Raw genomic sequence first — 18306 nt, forward strand, 5'->3', positions numbered from 1 at the left:
TTGGGAGCCCCTAATGCCTGAAGGTGCGGCTTCCGCCGGCAAAGAGGCTCAGTCCGAGCTCTTCCGCTTTCTTGAAGACCTCGTTGTCGCGTATCGAGCCGCCGGGTTCGATGACTGCGACGACTCCGGCCTTATGGGCCAGCTCGACGGAATCGGCGAAGGGGAAGAAAGCGTCCGAGGCCATGACCGAGCCTTTCGCCTTGTCTCCCGCTAGCTTGATCGCGTACTCCGCGGCGTCGACGCGGTTCGTGAAGCCGCCGCCGATGCCGACCGCGGCGCCGTCCTTGACAAGCACGATGGCGTTGCTCTTGGTGATCGCGGCTGTCTTCCAGGCAAAGATGATGTCGTCCCAGAGGTCCGGCCGCGGCGTGCCGTGCCATTCTCCCTCGGCCTCCAGCGGCAGGGCCGGTAGCCTGTCCTCCTGAACGAGGAAGCCGCAGCGGTTGCCGATTATCTGGAGCTTAGGCGCGTAGCCGGGGAGTATTTTGAGGACGCGGAGGTTGGGCTTTTTTTCTTTCAGATATTCGACGGCGCCATCCTCAAAATCGGGGGCGGCGAGTATCTCGAAGAAGGTCTCGGAGACAGTCTTGGCGGTTTCAAGGTCGACCTTGCGCGTCATGCCGATGATGCCGCCGAAGGCCGAAACGGGGTCGCAGGCAAGCGCTTTTTTGAAGGCCTCTATCGGCGTGTCCGCGCAGGCGGTGCCGCAGGGCGTCGTATGTTTGACTATCGTGCAGGCGCAGCTGTCCTGAAAGACGGAGCAGCCGCGAAGCAGCGTGTCGAGATCCAGCAGGTTGTTATATGAGAGCTCTTTGCCCGAAAGCTGCTCGAAGGGACGCTCTTCAAGCGGCGGCATAAAGAGCGCCGCCTGCTGGTGCGGGTTTTCCCCGTAACGAAGCTTCTGCTCCATGCGCAGCGGCAGCACCTTGTCGCCCTCGACGCCGTCGGCGACGCCAAGTTCGCGGCAGAGGCCGCGATAGATTATGGAATCGTATGACGCCGTGCTGCGGAAGGCTTTGAGTGCCAGCTCCTGCTTAAATTCGAGAGTAAATTCCTGCTTCTTTTCAAGTTCGTCGATGACGCGCGCGTAGTCGCCGATCTCGGTGACTACCGCGACGTGGTAATAGTTTTTCGCGGCGGCGCGAATGAGCGATACTCCGCCGATGTCTATCTTCTCTATTAGCTGGTCGAGCTCCGCGCCGCTCTTCGCCGTCTCCTCAAATGGATATAGCGTGCAGACGACGACGTCGATGAGCGGGATGTTGAACTTCTCCCGGTCCTCGTTGTCCTGTGCGAGTCCGCGTCTGGCAAGGATGCCGCCCATTATTGTCGGGTGCAGGGTTTTGACCCTGCCTCCGAGGATCGCTGGAAGTCCCGTAAGGTCCACGACTTCGGTGACTTTGACTCCGCCCTCTTCGAGGTGCTTGGCGGTGCCGGAGCTTGATACGATTTCATAACCGTGGGCGGCGAGCCCCTTCGCGAGTTCAAGTATGCCCGTCTTGTCCCAGACGGAGATGAGCGCCTTTCTAGTTTCCATCTTTTCCATCCTGTTCTCCCTCCAATTGATCGATATCCACCGGATTCTTTTCCAGAAATTCCTTTAGAGCGCGTTTATAAAGCTGATGTTCCGCCGCGTGTATCTTGGCCTCAAGGCTTTCAAGCGTATCCTCGGGGGTGCGCCGGACCCTCTCCTGTGCCAGGATCGGCCCGTGGTCGACCTCTTCGTCGACGATGTGGACGGTGACTCCCGTCTCCGGCACGCCGGCGTTCCAGGCGTCGAGTATCCCGTGCGCGCCGGGAAAGGCCGGAAGCAGCGCCGGGTGGATGTTTATGATCCGCCCCTTGAAGCGGCGGACGAATTCCGGCGAGAGTATGCGCATAAAGCCGGCGAGCACGATCCAGTCGCTGGCTGTCTCATCGACGGCCTTCGCGATGGCCTCTTCGGCCGCCGTTTTGCCGTCGCGCCGGTAAAAAAAGACCCGTGTGGGCGCTCCCAGCGCGGCAGCCGTCGAAAGCCCCTTGGCCTCCAGCCGGTCGCTGCCGACGAAGGAGACCTGCGCGGGCAGCTCGCCGGTAATGGAGGCCTTTAAAATGGCCTCCATGTTCGTTCCCGTTCCCGATATGAGTATCGCTATTCGCGGGAGGTACATTTGATGACCTCGCCGATGACGGCCGGCTTTTCGCCTAACGGGGCCAGCGCCGCCTCGAGAGTTTTAAGGTCTTCGGCCGCGATGACGAATACGTAGCCGATGCCGAGGTTGAATACCCGCCGCATCTCTTCTTCGTCGATGCCCGCGCTCTGGATCAGGCCGAATATCGCGGGCCGCTCCCATGATTTGAAGTCCACCGCGATGTCGAGGTGCTTGGGGATTATGCGGATGACGTTGCCGTACATCCCGCCGCCCGTGACGTGGGCCATGCCGCGGACGATACCCGTTTTGACGGCCGCGAGCGCCGCCTTTACGTAAAGCCTGGTCGGGCGCATCGCCGCCGCGGCGACGTTTTCTTTCCAGCCGGCGGGGACGCTGTCGAGGGGGATGTCGAGGCCGTCCTTGCCGAGCGCGCTGCGTACGAGGCTGTAGCCGTTGCTGTGGACCCCGGAACTGGGCAGGCCGACGAGGAGGTCTCCTTCGTGAATATCGCCGCCGTCTATGATCTTATCCTCGTCTACGATGCCGACCGAGAAGCCGGCTAGGTCGAAGCCGTCTGTTCCGTAGACGCCGGGCATTTCGGCGGTCTCGCCGCCGAGCAGGGCGCAGAGGCTTTCGCCGCAGGCGTCGATGACTCCTTCGACTATCTCTCCCAGTATCTTTTCGTCAAGTTTACCGCAGGCCGCGTAATCGAGGAAGAATAGAGGGCGCGCGCCGACCGTAACAAGATCGTTGACATTCATCGCCACCAGGTCCTGTCCGAGCCCCTTATAGAGGCCCGTGGCCTTGGCCAGTTCGAGCTTGGTCCCCACGCCGTCGCAGCAGGCCGCAAGGCATTGCCCCCCGCCTATCCGGTAGAGGCCGGCGAAACCGCCGACGCCGCCGACGCAGTTTTTATCCTTGGGGTGTCTGGCAAGCAACCCCTTTATAGTTTCGACCCAGGCGTCTCCGCCGCTTATGCTGACTCCGGATTTTTCATAACTTAGCTTACTCATCGGCTCTTTTCTCCTATCCTTCAAGATATTTGCCGGTGAAGCAGGCGGTGCAAAGCTTATCCTCCGGCAACCCTATCGCCGCGACGAGGTCCTCTTCCGTCAGGTAGTCGAGCGAATCGGCCCCAACCTTTTTGCAGAGTTCGTCGAGCGTCATGCGCACCGCGGCTAGAGTCTCCTCTTTACGCGTGTCGATGCCGTAACGGCAGGGATGGAGCACAGGCGGCGAGGCTATGCGGAGGTGTACCTCCGCCGCGCCGCAGTTGCGTATCATCGAGACGATGCGTTCGGCGGTGGTGCCGCGCACGATCGAGTCATCGACGATGACGGCCTTTTTATCTTTGAATATCCCGGCGATGGGATTCAGCTTGATTTTCACGCCGAGTTCGCGTACCTTCTGTGTCGGCTGGATGAAGGTGCGGCCGACATAACGGTTGCGGACGACCCCCATCTCAAAGGGTGTGCCTGCCGCCTGCGCGTAGCCTATCGCCGATATCGTGCCGCTGTCGGGCATACCCGCCGCGAGATCCGCCTCTCCGCAGGGCGACTTGCGGGCCAGGCGGCGCCCCATCTCTTTTCTCGCCTCGTAGACCGAACGGCCGTCGATGATGCTGTCCGGGCGTGCGGTGTAGACATATTCAAAGGCACAGTGCATGCAGCGTCCGCACCTCTCCTGGCGGACGCGGAGGCTCTTGACGCCCTTCGCGCCGATGACGACGATCTCTCCGGGCTCGACGTCGCGCAGCAGCTTCGCGCCGACGATGTCGAGCGCGCATGATTCGGAGGCGGCGTAATAAGTGCCGCCGCGCTCTCCGATCACGAGAGGCTTGAAGCCGTAGGGGTCGCGGGCGGCGACGAGCGAGTCCTCAAGCAGCACCGCGATGGCGTAGGAGCCCTCGAGTTTCTTGAGAGCATCTACTAGCGCGTCGATCGGCTGCATATGTGATTTCTGGGCCATCATATGGAGGATGGCCTCGGAGTTGGTCGAGGATTGGAATATCGCGCCGCGCTGTTCAAGCTGGCGCGTCAGCTCCGCGAGGTTCGTCACCAGCCCGTCATGGGCGATAGCCACGGGGCCTCGCGCGTAGTTCGCGCATATCGGCAGCACGTTCTGCAGCTGCGAACTTTCGAGCGGCACGTAACGCACGTGGCCGATCGCGCAGTTCGCGCTCTCGCCGGCCAGGCGCTGCTGGTCTATAGCGTTGTGGAGAAGTCCCATCCCGCGCAAAGAGGCTACATGCCCATCCTCGGCCCAGGCGATGCCCGCGGATTCCTGCCCGCGGTGCTGAAGCGCGTAAAGGCCCAGGTAGACCTCTTCGAGGACGGGCTTATTGGTGGTGCTGTAAGCGCCAAAAATTCCGCTCATGGCGTCTTATGCGGATATTCTCTTCCAGATTTCCTCGTATGCTCCGAGAACGTCGCCGAGGTCCTTGCGGAAGCGGTCCTTGTCGAGGTGGTCGCCTGTGGAGCTGTCCCAGAAGCGGCAGGTGTCCGGCGATATCTCGTCGGCGAGGATGAGGCTGCCCTGCATGTCCTTGCCGAATTCAAGCTTGAAGTCGACGAGCACGACGCCCTTCTTCGCGAAGTAATCCTTAAGGATCGCGTTGACGCGCAGCGAGATATCCTTGATCTTGTCGAGCTCTTCCTTCGTGGCCCAGCCGAAGAGCAGCGCGTGATCCTCGATGATGAAGGGATCTCCGAGCGCGTCGTCCTTGTAGCACATCTCAAAAAGCGGGCGGGGAAGGACCTTGCCCTCTTCGACGCCGAGGCGCTTGCAGAGCGAGCCGGTGGTGATGTTGCGCACGATGACCTCAAGCGGCACGATCTTGACGCGTTTGACGATCTGGTTCGTTTCGTCTATCTGTTCGACGAAATGCGACTCCACGCCGTTATCGGCGAGGACTTTGAAGAGTTTTGACGATATCTTGTTGTTGAGCACGCCCTTGCCGCTCATCGTCGCCTTTTTGAGGCCGTTGAAGGCCGTGAAGCTGTCCTTGTATTCGACGATCACATAGTTCGGGTCCTCTGTGGTGTAAAGCCTCTTTGCCTTGCCTTCGTAGATGAAATCTTTCTTTGTCAGGTTCATTTTCGATGCGCCTCCGCATATTTTAATTTTTATCGGGCAGTTTTTTATTCTGTTTTTAGACTTCCAGTAATGTTTGGTCGTCTTCTTCCTCTAAATAGTTCCCGTCGAAGCAGGCGGTGCAGAGCTCTGTGCGCGGCAGTCCGATCGCCTCGCAGAGGGCTTCGCAGCTGATGTACCGCAGCGTGTCCGCGCCGATTTTTTCGCATAGCTCCGGGATATCCATCTGCGCGGCGACAAGCTCCTCGGAGCTCGGGGTGTCGATGCCGTAGTAACAGGGATAGCAGACCGGCGGCGAGGCGATGCGCATATGCACCTTCTCGGCGCCGCTCTCGCGTATCATCGAGACGATGCGTCCGGCGGTCGTGCCGCGGACCAGCGAATCGTCGACGATGACCGCCTCCTTGCCGTCGAATATCCCCGGCTGGGGATTGAGTTTGATCTTTACGCCGGCGTCGCGCACGCGCTGGGTCGGCTGGATGAAGGTGCGGCCGACGTAGCGGTTGCGGACGACGCCTGATTCAAAATCGACTCCCGCCGCTTCCGCGAGGCCGAGCGCCGCCAGCGTACCGCTGTCAGGCATCCCAGCGACGACCGCGTTTGCCGGGCAGCCGCCGCATTCAGCCAGGCAGGCGCCGAGCTTTTTTCTCGCGCCGTAAACAGAGCGGCCGTCTATCACGCTGTCCGGCCGCGCGAAGTAGACATATTCAAAGGCGCAGCGGTGGTGGCGCTGCGCCTGCTTGGGCAGTTTGCGCGAGATGATGCCGCGTCTGTCGATGACAAGTATCTCGCCCGGTTCCACGTCACGGATGAGCTCGGCGCCGATGATGTCCAGCGCGCATGATTCCGAGGCCACAAAGTAGGTGTCGTCACGGCGTCCAAGCACCAGAGGTCTGAACCCCCAGGGGTCGCGCGCCGCGATCAGGCAGTCGTTGAGCAGTACGGTAAGGCTGTAGGCTCCCTTTATCTTCGCCAGCGCCGTCTCCAGCGCCTCAAGCTGCACCGTTCCCGGCTGGTGGGCCATCAGCTGTATGATGGTCTCCGTGTCGCATGAGGTCTGAAATATCGCCCCGCGGTTCGCGAGGTAGCTTGAGAGCGCCACGGCGTTTGTAAGGTTGCCGTTATGCGCGATCGCGATCGGTCCCTGCGCATAGTTCGCGCCGAGCGGCTGGCTGTTTTCGGGGCGGGTGCCTCCGGCGGTGGCGTAGCGCACGTGGCCGATGGCCGTGTGCGTCCCGATCTTCGCGAGTTCGCTCTGGGAAAGGGCCTCATGGACGAGGCCCAGTCCCTTCTTTATGTGTACGGAACCGCCGTCGATCCAGGCTACGCCCGCCGACAGCTGCCCCCTGTGCTGGAGGGCGCAAAGTCCGAGGTATATATCCTCAAGTACGGCCGTGCCGCTCTGACTGTACGCTCCGAATACTCCGCACATATATTATTTTTCCTCCGTGAAGGCCTTTTCAAGCTCTTCAATGGGCAGAGAGAAGATGCCCTGCCAGTCGAATCTGTCTCCTCCGGCCTCTCCCGCTTTGACGCAGGGGAAGCCGCTCCAGGCATCCTCGAAGGCGGCCGCCTTTTCCGGTGATACCGAGTAGACGGCGCGCGCGCCGCCCTCGGAGAACAGGAGCGCCTCGACGTTGCCGCGCGGGGCGAGCTCTATCTTCATCCCGACCCCGGAGGCGATCGCCTCGTTCGCGAGTGCCGCCGCCAGGCCGCCGCCGGCGACGACGCGTCCGGAACGGGCGAGCTGCCGCTGCGCGGTCTTTATCGCGCCGTCACGGAATGCTTTTTCCGCTTCGGGGGCGGGGTCTACCGTTTTGCCGAGCGGCCTGCCGTCTTTAGCCTGCTGGTAGCGCGTCGCGCCGAGCGATCCCTCGGGGCCGCCTACCAGATAGATGAAGTCTCTCTCTTTTGTGCGTCCGGCGCGGATGGTCTTGTCGCGGTCGGTCACGAGTCCCGCCGTAACGACGAGCGGCGTCGGGTAAATACGGTCTGTCGCCGTCTCGTTGTAGAGGCTGACGTTGCCGGATACCACCGGGCAGTCAAGGGCGCGGCAGGTGTCGGCAAGCCCGCGCAGGCATTCTTTCAGTTCGTAAAATTTTTCGGGCATCTCAGGCGAGGCGAAGTTGAGGCAGTTCGTCATGCCGAGGGCGTCGGCCCCCGTGAGCCAGAGGCCGCGCAGCGAGAGCGCCATCGCCTCGGAGGCTCCCGTGTAGGGATCTGTCCAGCATTTATAGGGTTCGGCCTCCATCGTGAGGACGCAGGCGCGTCGCGTATCGGGGACTTCTACGATCGCCGCCGGTTCGCCGGGGCCGGCGATCGTATGGAGCTGCACCATAGAGTCGTACTGCTCCCAGATCGCGTTCTTGCGGCGGCCGTTGGGGCAGGAGAGCATCTCAAGAAGGTCTTTTGCCGGATCGGCGCTTTTGAGCGCTGAAAGTTCGATAGCCTGACGCGCTGGTAAGTCTTTAGGTTCTTCGGCGGGCCAGAATATTTCAGGCGTGTCTCCGAGGATAGAGGTCGGCAGCTCCGCCTCGAGCGCGCCGTTTTTATAAACGCGGTAGCGCTTGCTGTCCGTCATCTCGCCGACGATCGCGCAGTCAAGGCCGTAATGCTTCGCCATCGCGAAGACCGGTTCCAGCTTCTCTTCCTCGACTATGAGCAGCATGCGCTCCTGTGATTCGGAGAGGAATATCTCCCAGGGAAGCATGTCCGCCTCGCGCAGGGGGATCTTCTCGACCTGGATGTCGATGCCGCAGCCGCTCTTGTGGGCGATCTCGCTTGAAGAGGAGAGAATGCCGGCGGCGCCCATGTCCTGCATCGAGGCGATGAGCTTCTTGTCAAGCAGGTCCATGCAGCACTCGATGAGCAGCTTTTCCTCAAAGGGGTCTCCGATCTGGATCTGCGGTTTGCTGGCCTTTGAATCCTCGTCAAGTTCGCGAGAGGCGAACGAGGCTCCGGCTATGCCGTCGCGTCCCGTCTTGGAGCCGAGCAACACCGCGTAATCTCCCGGCTTCGCCGTCTGCGAGCTCGCCATCTTATCCAGCCGCACGAAACCGGCGCTGAAGGCGTTGACGAGCGGGTTGTCATTATAGCAGGGCGAGTAAAATGTCTTGCCGCCGACGATCGGCACGCCGACAGCGTTCCCGTAGGCGCCTATGCCTTCGACGATGCCTTTGGCGAGGTTCTTCGTCTTGCGCTGCGAGGCGTCGCCGAAGAAGAGTCCGTCCATCGAAACGGAGGGGCGCGCGCCCATCGCGATTATGTCGCGGATGATGCCGCCGACTCCCGTAGCCGCCCCCTGAAAGGGAGCCACCGCGGAGGGGTGGTTGTGGCTCTCTACCTTAAAGGCGAAGCCCCAGCCCTCGCCCATATCGACGACGCCCGCGTTTTCCCCCTGTCCCTGAAGGACGTATTTCCCTTTTGAGGGGAAGGTGCGCAGCAGCGGGCGCGTTGATTTATAACTGCAGTGTTCCGACCACATAACGCCGATGAGCTCGAGCTCGAGCTCGTTAGGTTCGCGGCCGAGCAGTTCTATTATCCTCTTATATTCCGACTCGGAGAGTCCTACTTCGCGAAAGCCCATTAGAGTGCCTCCCTCTTTGCAAAATCTTGTGCGATCGAACGCCAGAAGTCTCCTCCGTCCGTGCCGCCGTTGAGGTGCGCGACCGTCGAACGCTCCGGGTGCGGCATGAGCCCAAGGATGTTTCCTCCCTTATTGCAGATGCCGGCGATGCCGTTAAGCGCGCCGTTGGGCGCATATTCGGCGCCGGCGGAACCGGTCTTCGGATCGGCGTAGCGGAATACGACCTGTCCGGCCTCTTCGAGCTCCTGAAGTTCACGCGGGGGCAGGAAATAGAGGCCCTCGTGGTGCGCGATCGGATACTGGACGATGTCGCCTTTTTTGAAGCCGGAGGTGAAGCGGTTGTCGGTCCGCTCCACGCGCATCCAGCATTTTTTGCAGATAAAAGTGGTGCTGGTGTTTGCCAGCAGCGCTCCGGGAAGGAGCTTCGTCTCCGTCAGCACCTGGAAGCCGTTGCATATGCCGAGCAGGAGCTTTCCGGCCTCCGCGTGCCGTCTCACCGCTTCGATGATCGGCGAGCGCGCGGCCATCGCGCCGGAGCGCAGATAGTCCCCATAGGAGAATCCTCCGGGGAGAATGACAAGGTCCGGCTCCGAGGCGAATCCGCGCTCCTCATGCCAGACCATCTCCACTGATGTCTTTAACGTTTCGGCGACCGCGCGCTGAACGTCGCGGTCGCAGTTGCTTCCGGGGAAAACGACAACGGCGGTTCTCATCGTTACGCTTCCCGGACCGATATCTTATAAGTCTCTATCAGGTCGTTGGCCAGAAGGTCCTGACACATATTTTTCACAGCTTCCGCCGCCGCGTCGCCGTCCTTCGCCTCGAGCCGCATCGTTACGATGCGTCCGACGCGCACTTCGCCAAGGCCCTCGTAGCCAAGATGAGTCAGCGTTTTCTCTACAGCCTTGCCCTGTGTGTCAAGAACTCCCTCGCGTGGGGTGATTACGGCCTCTGCATGGAAAATCATTGAATAACATCCTCCTTGAGATGTTTATTTGGTTTAATTGTGTGGAATTGTCCACGGTGATGCTAAGAATATACCGCTCATGTTAGTAAATGTCAATGATGTGTCAGTTCAGAAAAATAGGAACAAAAAATTGACTCTATATCAAAAAACAGTATAATATTGAGCAGGGCACAAATATTTTGCCCTAAAAAAAGGGAGGTAGATGTAAACATGAAACTAAGTAAGCGTACCACCGTTGTCGTTATGTTGGTTCTTTGCACCGCCCTCTTTGCGTCGACGGCGGCCTTTGCCGCCGAAGAGATCAGGATCGGCGCCCTCTTCCCGCTGACGGGGCCCGCGGCCGTATCCGGACAGAACTGCGTGAACTCCGTCCTCGCGGCGGCGGATGTCATCAATAAGAAGAATCCCGATATCAAGGCGCCTCTCGCGGCCGGCGAGGGACTTCTCGGCGGCAAGTACGTCATCAAGGTCGTTCCCGCGGACCATCAGGGCAAACCCGACGTCGCCAAATCGGAGGCCGAACGTCTTTACAATCAGGAGAAGGTCTTCGCGATAATCGGATGCTATAACAGCGCCGCCACCAAGCCGGCAAGCGCCGTCGCGGAACGCGCGAAAAAAATATTCATGTGCGGCTGTTCAAGCTCGGCTGCGCTCACTGAGCGCGGCTATAAGTATTTCTTCCGCCACGCTCCGACGGACGCCATCGAATCGGTCGAATTTGTTGATTATATCGGATACCTTAATAAGGAAAAGAAGGCCGGCATAAAGACACTCGGACTTATTTACGAAAACACGGAATTCGGCAAGCACGCCGCAGACGAGGCTCGCAAGGCCGCGAAGAAGATCGACCTTAAGGTCGTAGCCGACGTCCCCTTCAACAACGGCGCGACGAACCTCAACAGCGAAGTCCAGAAGCTTAAGTCGGCCAACCCCGACGCGGTGTTCGGCGCGGCGCTCGGCGGAGACTATTCGCTGTGGGTGCGCACGATGAAGCAGGTCAACTGGCTTCCGAAGATCTCCCTCAACTACTGCACCGGCTATCAGAACCCGGCGGTGCAGAAGGAGCTCGGTTCGGACGGAAACTACTTCATGGGCGGCATGGGCTATTCTCCTGAGCTCGCGAAGAAATTCATGCCCGAAGCGATAAAGATCCAGGACAAGTATTACACGCCGAGAAGCAACCAGCCTTTCGACAGCGACTCGATCCAGGAAGCGGTCATGCTCATGGTCCTCGCGCAGGCGATAGAGAAGGCCGGAGGCCCGGACACGGAAAAGGTCCTCAAGATAATCCAGACGGAGGATTTCCCTTCTGTCATGTCGCTGAGCGGCTCTGTGAAGTTCGGCCCGGACGGTCAGAACGTCAAGGCTCTTTCCGTCATCACGCAGCTCGACGAGCAGAAGTACAACACGGTATTCCCGCTTAAATACAAAGATTCCGAACCCGTCGTCCCGATGGTTCCCTGGAACAAAAGGTAGTCTGCGACCCTAAATCAACACTCGGCGGGGCATTTGTCATAATGCCTCGCCTTTTTTTCAAGGAGGTCATTGCATGAGCAATTTTCTGCAGGTCCTGATCGACGGCATACTCAGCGGTCTGCTGTACGCCCTGGTCGCCGCCGGCCTCAGCATGATATGGGGCGTGATGGACGTTATAAACTTTGCCCACGGGGAGTTCCTTATGGTGGCGATGTACATCTGCTACTGGATGGGCTTTATACTCGGGGTCGATCCGTTATTTACCTGGGCCGCGGCCGGCATTTTCCTGTTTATTCTGGGAGGGCTCACCTATAAATGGATCATCAAGAGAAGTCTCGGCAAGGCGGCGATGGCTCCGCTGCTTGCCACCTTCGGCCTCTCTATGCTCCTGAAAAATTTTTGCATGAACCGCTTCTCGCCGAACTTCCGCCTTCTCTCCGGCACCATTCTTGACGGGAAGACATTCGAGGTCGGCGGGGCCATCGTCTCCGTTCCCCAGCTTGTGACCGGCATCTTCGCCCTTGCGGTGCTCGCCGCCGTCTATTGGCTCGTAAAGAGGACCCGCCTCGGCTGGGCGATACAGGCTACGGCGATGGATAAAGAGGCGGCGGAGCTCATGGGCATCGACACGGAAAAGATCTATCTGCTCGTCTTTGGCATCGGCGGGGCCTGCGTCGGCATCGCCGGCGGACTTATGACCACGTACCTCGCCGTCCATCCTGAGGTAGGCGGCCTGTCCAGCCTCATCGCCTTCGTCGTCGTCGCGCTCGGAGGCTTCGGCAGCATACCGGGAGCGCTCTTCGCGGCGCTTCTCATCGGCCTGGTCGAATCATTTACCGGTTTCTATGTCGCGGCGGTCCTGAAATATGTCGCTGTCTTTGCGATATATCTTATCGTTATACTTGTGCGCCCCAAGGGCCTCTTCGGGTGGTGACGGCGATGCGGCTGAACAAAAGGGACAAACTCTGGTATGGTTTCATCGCGGCGGCGCTGATACTGCCCTGCATTCCCGGCGTCATCGGCGGGGCCTCCTTCTTCGGCCACGTGGCGACGATGGTCCTGCTCTACGCCTCCATGGCGCAGTCCTGGAACATCATCAGCGGCTATGGCGGGCAGGTCTCCTTCGGCCACTCTGTATTCTTCGGGATCGGAGCCTACGGCGCCGGCCTCGCGGTCGTCACATTCGGATCGCTGCCGTGGTACGGCGCTCCGCTCGGAATGTTGGCTGCGGCGGCGGTATCCATCCTGATAAGCTATCCCTGCTTCCGGCTCAAAGGACATTACTTCGCCATCGCCACCTTCGCCATCGTTGAGATATTCAACCGCCTCTTCATGATCTGGGACGCGGTCGGAGGCGCGCTCGGACTGGACTATCCGATACTGCCGGACGGCTGGAAAAACTTCTCCTGGTCTGAGACAAAGACAGGTTATTACCTCGGGGCGCTGGCAATATTCATCCTGGTCTACGGCATCGTGCGCTGGATAGAGAAAAACCGCATGGGCTACTATCTGCTCGCCGTGCGCGAAGGGCAGGAGACGGCGGAATCCCTCGGTGTCAACAGTACCTTCGTCAAGCTCGGCGCGATGGCCCTCTCCGCGGCGCTGGCGGCCCTCTGCGGCGCCTTCTTCGCCCAGTATAACTACCGCGTCGATCCCCCGATGGTAATGTCGCTCGATATGTCGATGAAATTTGTCCTGATAACGATACTCGGCGGCATCGGCACCTTCTGGGGGCCGTTCCTCGGAGCCCTGGTCCTCATACCCTTGCAGGAGTACACGCGGGCCTATCTCTCGCACCTCGGCGCGGGCATCGACCTGATCATCTTCGGCGTCATAATCATCATCGTTATGATAAAAGAGCCGCGCGGCATCATGGGGCTGCTCTCATATTTCACGAAGAATCACGCCGGCGGCAAGAGAGAGGAGGCAAAGTTCTGATGGCCCTGCTTGAAGTTAGAGAGATCACCATGAAATTCGGCTCGCTGCTTGCGAACAGCGACGTCTCCTTTGATGTTGAGAAGGGGACCATCGTCGGCCTTATCGGTCCCAACGGCGCCGGCAAAACGACGCTCTTCAACTGTGTGGCCGGCCTCTACACGCCCACCGCGGGAAAGGTGTTCTTCAAAGGAGAGGACGTGACGGAGCTGCCGGCTTACAAAATGGCGCGCCGCGGCGTCGCCCGCACCTTCCAGGTGGTGCGCCCGCTCAAAGAGATGACCGTATTCGAGAATATCCTCGTCGGGGCCTACATGCGTACAGGAGACAGCGCGAAGGCTAAAGATATCGCCGAACGCTGCATGGATCTATGTTTCCTCAAAGAACACGGAGGCCGCCTCGCGGGCGGTTTGACTATCGGCAATAAGAAACGGCTCGAAGTAGCGCGCGCCCTCGCCACCGAACCTGAGCTGCTGCTGCTTGACGAGGCGGTGGCGGGACTCACCTCCACGGAGGTCAGAGAGATGGTGGACGTCATAGTCCGTCTTCGCGAAGAGGGCGTCACCATCCTTATGGTCGAACACATCATGGAGGCGATAATGCCGATCGCCGACAAGATCGTCGTCCTTGCGAGCGGCAAGAAAATCGCGGAGGGCGCTCCGGCGGAGATCGTCAAAGACCCGGTGGTCATTACCGCCTATTTCGGTGAAAAATTCAGCAAAAGACTAAATGCGCAAGCGGCAGACGCATCCGCATGCTTGTCCCCGAAGGAAGTTTCTGGTGTTCGCGCGGAGCGCGAACAGGGGACTGCGCAAGCGGCAGACGCATCCGCATGCTTGCCCCCAGAGGAAATTTCTGATGTTCGCGCAAAGCGCGAACAGGGGACTGCGCAAGGGAGGGAAAATAATGGCGGCGATGCTTGAGGTAAAAGATATACGCTGCGCCTATGATCAGGTCCCCGTCATCCACGGCATCTCGCTGCATGTGAACGAGGGAGAGGTCGTGGCTATTCTTGGCGCCAACGGCGCGGGAAAATCCACGATGATGCGCACGATAGCAGGGCTCATGCACCCGACCGCCGGTTCGATTTCATTCGGCGGCAGCGATATCACGAAGATGCCCGCCTCGAAGAGCATAAAACTGGGACTGAGCTATGTCCCGGAGGGACGCAGACTCTTCTCGAAGCTCACCGTGCGTGAGAACCTGGAGCTGGGCGCTTTTTCCAGCGGCGATAAAGGCAGCGTTAAGGACCGCCTTGAGGAGATGTACGAACTGTTCCCGATATTGAAGAGCCGCTCCAATCAGACGGCGGAGACGATGAGCGGCGGCGAGCAGCAGATGTGCGCCATCGCGCGCGGCCTGATGTCCCGCCCGAAGCTGATAATGCTCGACGAACTTTCGCTGGGCCTGCAGCCCAGCCTTGTGGAGAGGGTCTTTGAGGCGGTCACGGAGATAAGGAGGCGCGGCGTTACGATCCTGCTTGTCGAACAGATGGTCCAGGAGGCTCTGGAGATCGCCGACCGCGGCTATGTCTTGCAAACCGGGCGCGTCGTACAAGAGGGTACGGCACAGGAGCTGCTTGATTCGGACGAGGTGCGCAAAGCATATATGGGCATATGATTTTGCCGCTTGGGCGCAAAGCGGCCTGACTGTCTGTTTTGAATAAAGGCGGGAGCTGCTCCGATCAGGCGGCTCCCGTCATATATTGCGGCTGCGTTTTTGTAATTTTACGGCGCTCAGCCGCGGAGGTCGGCCCCTTCGCAGCAGTCGAGGCATAAGAACTTTCCGTCTTTAACGCGGAGCCACGGCTCGGCGGTGCGCTCTCCGCAGCGCGCGCACCGGCGGGAGATATAGATGGCCGCCTCGCGCGGCGCGGCGCAGCGTACCTCTCCTATGCTGAAGATATCAGAAGATGGGGCCTCGTTCATAAATGCCAGTTTTTCTTCTTTTGAAGAGAATTCCCGCTCATTTAAAACTATCCTGAACGATTTTCCGCTCCTGCGGTCGAAAAATGTGAACGCCTGCTTGCCGCGCAGCCGCAGGATCAGGTTGCCCTTTCCGGCGGTGCAGCCCAGCAGGGCCTGTATCGCGTCGATGCCGCAGGCGTCGTTTTCTGCGATACAGACAAGCTCCTCGTCCGGTGACGGCTCTGATATCCCAAACTGTTCCATAGCGCAGAGCGCCGCGCGGAAGCCTATAAGCAGGCCGCCGCAGCTGTGGCCGTGAAAATCAACACACTTCTTGTAGAGGCTTTCTTTATCCATTTATTATCTGCTCCTCCGTAAATTGCAGCTTGTTTCATTAGAGTTATTATATCGAATAAAGATAAAAAAGATAATTTGCAATTCAACTTATATGGGGTTAAACTTTTTTCATTGGAATTATGCGGAGGTATGGAAAATGAGAAAATACAAAATTATGGTAACGCCTGACATGTTCCCTGAGTCCAGGCGCGAAAAGGGTTGCGGGCGCCTGTTGGCTCCAGCGGCAAAAATGTCTTGGACTGCGCTGAAAAGTGCCTGTGAAAGTATGTAAAGGTTACGGCGATGTTCCTGAAAAACGAAGAGGCTTTTGAAATAGTCAGGGAATTCGGTTCGCCGGTCTATGTCTACAGTGAGGATATCCTGAGGCAGAGGTGCCGCGAGCTTATCGACGCCTTTGACGGACGCCTCTCTCCAAGCTTTTCCATCAAGGCGAATTCCAATATCTCTCTGCTGAACATAATCCGCGAAGAGGGGATAGGCGCCGACGCGATGTCTCATGGCGAGATATTTGTCCTTGAGCACGCCGGATTCAGCAGCGACGAGATATTTTATATCGGGAACAACGTCTCCGCCGACGAACTGCGTTACTGCATCGACAGGGGGATACTCGTCAGCGCCGACTCGCTCTCCCAGCTGGAGAGTCTCGGACGCATCAACCGCGGCGGACGCGTCGCCCTCCGCTTCAACCCAGGGATCGGCGCCGGCCACTGTGAAAAGGTGGTGACCGCGGGGCACAAGACCAAGTTCGGCATCGATCCGCGGTTTTGCGCGCAGGCGAAGGAACTGCTCTCGAAATATGATATGAAGCTTGTCGGTATCAACCAGCATATCGGTTCTCTCTTTCTTGAACCCGCCCCCTACGTCGAAGCGGCGGAAAATTTGCTGGAAATGGTGCTAGATAATTTCCCCGGCCTTGATTTTGTCGATTTTGGCGGCGGTTTCGGCGTTCCCTACCGTCCGGACGAATCGCGGCTGGACTTCGGGAAGCTGCGTGAGATGCTCTTCCCCGTTCTTGATTCGTTTATGGAACGGTACGACAACAAGTATGTTCACTTCAAATGCGAGCCCGGACGTTATCTTGTGGCCGAGTGCGGCCTTCTTCTTGGAACGGTTCACGCCGTAAAGGAAAATTACGGAGAGGCCTACGTGGGGACTGATATCGGCTTCAACGTGCTGATGCGCCCCGTCCTCTACGATTCATACCACGAGGTCAAGCTGCTCAGAAACAGCGACGAAACGCGAAAAGGTGCGGACGATAAAGCTTCGCCGGCAACGATCGTCGGCAATATCTGTGAAAGCGGAGATATTCTGGCGGCGAAACGGCTGCTGGGGGACGCGCGTGAAAATGACATTATCGCGGTCGAGAACGCCGGCGCGTACGGTTACTCAATGGCCTCGAACTATAACTGCCGCCTGCGCCCCGCCGAGGTGCTGAAGACGGCACAGGGTGAAGTAAAGCTCATCCGCGCCGCGGATACCCTGGAAAGCCTGATCGAGAATTTTTAGGCTGAAATGGCCTTAGCGGATACCGGCCGTCGTGCGGGCGCACATCGAGGAAGCACGCAATGCCTTCATGTAATCGGCCTATAATTCTATTGGAACGGTTAAAAAATAAAAAATCCCGCGGCGTTATCATTGCCGCGGGATTTTAGGTTTTTGAATGCCGGCGTCCCGTTTACTTTATCGAGCAGACATTGCCGGCCGCCGTCGGTACGATGAGGCGTTCGCCCGTGATCGCCGGAGTGGCGATGATATCGCCCTCGAGGGTAAGCTGCCAGGCCGGGTTTCCCGTGTTTATATCAAGCGCGTAGAGTTTGTCGCTGTTTGAACCGACATAGACCCTGTCGCCAAACGCCGCCGCCGAGGAAAAGACGGAGCCGCCGGTGTTATAGCTCCATGCCTTCGAGCCGTTCTGTGCGTTGAGGGCCGTCACGTTTCCTGAGATGTCGCCGAATACCACCTTGCCGTTATGTACGAGCGGCGAGGTCTCGATCTGCGCCTTCGCGTCGTAGCGCCAGATCACAGCCTGATGTTTGATGCGCGCACAATAGATCTTTCCGTCCTGGCTTGTGAAATAGAGGAGACCGTCGGCTGCGGCGGGCCCCGCCGTTATCGGTCCGCCGACGATGGCGCGCCATTTCAGCTTTCCCGTAGAGGCGTCGATCGCGTACATCTTTCCGTTGCGGTTCCCGATATAGACCACGCCGTCAGCAACCACCGGCGAACCGGTGACGGCGGCGTCTGTTTTGTATTTCCACTTCTGCCAGCCCGTCTTGATCGAAACCGCGTAGACATTTCCGTCGTTCGAGCCGAAGTATACCGCGTCATCGGCGACGGCGGGAGAGGTCTGTATGCTGTTGGAGGTGGTGAACTTCCATATCATCTCCCCCGTATCGGCGTTAAGGCAATAGAGCCTGCTGTCAAAGCTGCCGACATAGAGCCGGCCATTGACTACGGCGGGGGAAGATGTGACCCAATTGTCGGTGGAAAACTTCCATAACTGCTCTCCGGTGTAAAGGTTGAGCGCGTAGACCACGCCGTCATTCGAACCGAAATATACTTTTTCCTTGTAGACGGCGGGCGAAGAGGCGATATTCTGCCACAGCTGCGTCGTCCACTCGCGCTGCCCCGCGAAACGTACGGACGAAGCCATCTCCGTCGACATCGTGCCGTTGCGAAGGCCGTTGTTTTTGAAGAGCGGCCAATTCTCCGCGCAGGCGGACGTCGCCGCGCAGGCTATCGCCGCTATGGCGATAATGAGTTGTATGCGTCTTTTCATAATCATGCTACCTCCATTAATCATTTATTTTGGCGTGATTATACACTTTTCCCCGGAAAATTGCCCACTGCCGC

The 18306-nt window shown here is 58.9% G+C and carries 17 protein-coding genes; 6 read left to right on the top strand and 11 right to left on the bottom strand.

All coding sequences use genetic code 11. From position 1 onward, the window contains the following. Positions 1–10: 10 nt before the first annotated feature. The 9 genes from purH to purS are packed head-to-tail and all read right to left on the bottom strand — an operon-like array spanning position 11 to position 9778. The gene (purH, locus tag CLOEV_RS06710; RefSeq protein ID WP_008711480.1) at positions 11–1546 is read right to left on the bottom strand and encodes a bifunctional phosphoribosylaminoimidazolecarboxamide formyltransferase/IMP cyclohydrolase; all 1536 of its coding nucleotides are present in this window, start codon (positions 1544–1546) and stop codon (positions 11–13) included. Next, positions 1527–2150 (bottom strand): phosphoribosylglycinamide formyltransferase, encoded by a 624-nt coding sequence (purN, locus tag CLOEV_RS06715; protein WP_008711482.1) that lies wholly within the window; start codon positions 2148–2150, stop codon positions 1527–1529. Before purN ends, purH begins: the two co-directional genes overlap by 20 nt. Next, entirely contained in the window at positions 2132–3145 is a 1014-nt protein-coding gene (gene purM, locus CLOEV_RS06720; RefSeq protein ID WP_034442667.1) for a phosphoribosylformylglycinamidine cyclo-ligase, read from the bottom strand. Before purM ends, purN begins: the two co-directional genes overlap by 19 nt. Before the next feature lie 13 nt (positions 3146–3158). After that, positions 3159–4508 (bottom strand): amidophosphoribosyltransferase, encoded by a 1350-nt coding sequence (gene purF, locus CLOEV_RS06725; protein WP_008711485.1) that lies wholly within the window; start codon positions 4506–4508, stop codon positions 3159–3161. A gap of 6 nt (positions 4509–4514) precedes the next feature. After that, positions 4515–5228 carry a phosphoribosylaminoimidazolesuccinocarboxamide synthase gene (purC, locus tag CLOEV_RS06730; RefSeq protein ID WP_008711488.1) on the bottom strand — a complete coding sequence of 238 codons (714 nt, stop codon included), beginning with the start codon at positions 5226–5228 and terminating at the stop codon, positions 4515–4517. A 55-nt stretch (positions 5229–5283) separates the two neighbouring features. After that, entirely contained in the window at positions 5284–6657 is a 1374-nt protein-coding gene (gene purF, locus CLOEV_RS06735) for an amidophosphoribosyltransferase (protein WP_008711490.1), read from the bottom strand. A 3-nt stretch (positions 6658–6660) separates the two neighbouring features. Further along, positions 6661–8811, bottom strand: a complete 2151-nt coding sequence (purL, locus tag CLOEV_RS06740; RefSeq protein ID WP_034442670.1) for a phosphoribosylformylglycinamidine synthase subunit PurL — start codon at positions 8809–8811, stop codon at positions 6661–6663. After that, positions 8811–9524: a phosphoribosylformylglycinamidine synthase subunit PurQ gene (gene purQ, locus CLOEV_RS06745; protein WP_034442672.1), complete on the bottom strand. Its 714-nt coding sequence runs from the start codon at positions 9522–9524 to the stop codon at positions 8811–8813. The genes purL and purQ overlap by 1 nt, the downstream gene beginning before the upstream one ends. A gap of 2 nt (positions 9525–9526) precedes the next feature. Beyond that, a complete protein-coding gene (gene purS / locus CLOEV_RS06750) occupies positions 9527–9778 on the bottom strand; it encodes a phosphoribosylformylglycinamidine synthase subunit PurS (protein WP_008711496.1) in 252 nt (83 codons plus the stop codon). A 210-nt stretch (positions 9779–9988) separates the two neighbouring features. Between purS and CLOEV_RS06755 the strand changes: the two genes are divergently transcribed. From CLOEV_RS06755 to CLOEV_RS06775, 5 genes are all read left to right on the top strand, one after another. After that, the gene (locus tag CLOEV_RS06755; protein WP_008711499.1) at positions 9989–11254 is read left to right on the top strand and encodes an ABC transporter substrate-binding protein; all 1266 of its coding nucleotides are present in this window, start codon (positions 9989–9991) and stop codon (positions 11252–11254) included. Between the two features lie 73 nt (positions 11255–11327). Next, entirely contained in the window at positions 11328–12188 is an 861-nt protein-coding gene (locus CLOEV_RS06760) for a branched-chain amino acid ABC transporter permease (RefSeq protein ID WP_034442675.1), read from the top strand. Positions 12189–12193: 5 nt separating this feature from the next. Beyond that, on the top strand, positions 12194–13192 hold the full coding sequence (locus tag CLOEV_RS06765; protein WP_008711503.1) for a branched-chain amino acid ABC transporter permease: 999 nt from the start codon (positions 12194–12196) through the stop codon (positions 13190–13192). Then, complete coding sequence (locus CLOEV_RS06770; protein ID WP_034442678.1) at positions 13192–14112, top strand: ABC transporter ATP-binding protein; 921 nt, start codon at positions 13192–13194, stop codon at positions 14110–14112. The genes CLOEV_RS06765 and CLOEV_RS06770 overlap by 1 nt, the downstream gene beginning before the upstream one ends. Beyond that, positions 14096–14809, top strand: a complete 714-nt coding sequence (locus CLOEV_RS06775; RefSeq protein WP_008711507.1) for an ABC transporter ATP-binding protein — start codon at positions 14096–14098, stop codon at positions 14807–14809. Before CLOEV_RS06770 ends, CLOEV_RS06775 begins: the two co-directional genes overlap by 17 nt. A gap of 116 nt (positions 14810–14925) precedes the next feature. Here CLOEV_RS06775 and CLOEV_RS06780 read toward each other — a convergent pair whose 3' ends face one another. Next, positions 14926–15453, bottom strand: coding sequence for an FmdE family protein (locus CLOEV_RS06780; protein ID WP_034442681.1), 528 nt, complete (start codon positions 15451–15453; stop codon positions 14926–14928). A gap of 282 nt (positions 15454–15735) precedes the next feature. Between CLOEV_RS06780 and lysA the strand changes: the two genes are divergently transcribed. Further along, a complete protein-coding gene (gene lysA / locus CLOEV_RS06785) occupies positions 15736–16959 on the top strand; it encodes a diaminopimelate decarboxylase (RefSeq protein WP_034442685.1) in 1224 nt (407 codons plus the stop codon). 169 nt (positions 16960–17128) lie between these two features. Here the strand turns inward: lysA and CLOEV_RS06790 are convergent, their stop codons facing one another. Continuing rightward, complete coding sequence (locus CLOEV_RS06790) at positions 17129–18232, bottom strand: beta-alanine-activating enzyme beta-propeller domain-containing protein (protein WP_051484936.1); 1104 nt, start codon at positions 18230–18232, stop codon at positions 17129–17131. Positions 18233–18306: the final 74 nt, after the last annotated feature.

The organism is Cloacibacillus evryensis DSM 19522 (assembly GCF_000585335.1).
In the GTDB taxonomy this organism is placed as follows: Bacteria; Synergistota; Synergistia; order Synergistales; family Synergistaceae; genus Cloacibacillus; species Cloacibacillus evryensis.

What these genes read in the sequence shown, in the direction of transcription:
- CLOEV_RS06765 (WP_008711503.1), top strand. Translation starts at nt 12,194, where the DNA reads ATGCGGCTGAACAAAAGGGACAAACTCTGGTATGGTTTCATCGCGGCG.
- purC (WP_008711488.1), bottom strand. Translation starts at nt 5,228, where the DNA reads ATGAACCTGACAAAGAAAGATTTCATCTACGAAGGCAAGGCAAAGAGG.
- CLOEV_RS06770 (WP_034442678.1), top strand. Translation starts at nt 13,192, where the DNA reads ATGGCCCTGCTTGAAGTTAGAGAGATCACCATGAAATTCGGCTCGCTG.
- purQ (WP_034442672.1), bottom strand. Translation starts at nt 9,524, where the DNA reads ATGAGAACCGCCGTTGTCGTTTTCCCCGGAAGCAACTGCGACCGCGAC.
- CLOEV_RS06780 (WP_034442681.1), bottom strand. Translation starts at nt 15,453, where the DNA reads ATGGATAAAGAAAGCCTCTACAAGAAGTGTGTTGATTTTCACGGCCAC.
- purN (WP_008711482.1), bottom strand. Translation starts at nt 2,150, where the DNA reads ATGTACCTCCCGCGAATAGCGATACTCATATCGGGAACGGGAACGAAC.
- CLOEV_RS06790 (WP_051484936.1), bottom strand. Translation starts at nt 18,232, where the DNA reads ATGAAAAGACGCATACAACTCATTATCGCCATAGCGGCGATAGCCTGC.
- purS (WP_008711496.1), bottom strand. Translation starts at nt 9,778, where the DNA reads ATGATTTTCCATGCAGAGGCCGTAATCACCCCACGCGAGGGAGTTCTT.
- CLOEV_RS06760 (WP_034442675.1), top strand. Translation starts at nt 11,328, where the DNA reads ATGAGCAATTTTCTGCAGGTCCTGATCGACGGCATACTCAGCGGTCTG.
- purM (WP_034442667.1), bottom strand. Translation starts at nt 3,145, where the DNA reads ATGAGTAAGCTAAGTTATGAAAAATCCGGAGTCAGCATAAGCGGCGGA.
- purL (WP_034442670.1), bottom strand. Translation starts at nt 8,811, where the DNA reads ATGGGCTTTCGCGAAGTAGGACTCTCCGAGTCGGAATATAAGAGGATA.
- CLOEV_RS06755 (WP_008711499.1), top strand. Translation starts at nt 9,989, where the DNA reads ATGAAACTAAGTAAGCGTACCACCGTTGTCGTTATGTTGGTTCTTTGC.
- CLOEV_RS06775 (WP_008711507.1), top strand. Translation starts at nt 14,096, where the DNA reads ATGGCGGCGATGCTTGAGGTAAAAGATATACGCTGCGCCTATGATCAG.
- lysA (WP_034442685.1), top strand. Translation starts at nt 15,736, where the DNA reads ATGTTCCTGAAAAACGAAGAGGCTTTTGAAATAGTCAGGGAATTCGGT.
- purF (WP_008711490.1), bottom strand. Translation starts at nt 6,657, where the DNA reads ATGTGCGGAGTATTCGGAGCGTACAGTCAGAGCGGCACGGCCGTACTT.
- purF (WP_008711485.1), bottom strand. Translation starts at nt 4,508, where the DNA reads ATGAGCGGAATTTTTGGCGCTTACAGCACCACCAATAAGCCCGTCCTC.
- purH (WP_008711480.1), bottom strand. Translation starts at nt 1,546, where the DNA reads ATGGAAAAGATGGAAACTAGAAAGGCGCTCATCTCCGTCTGGGACAAG.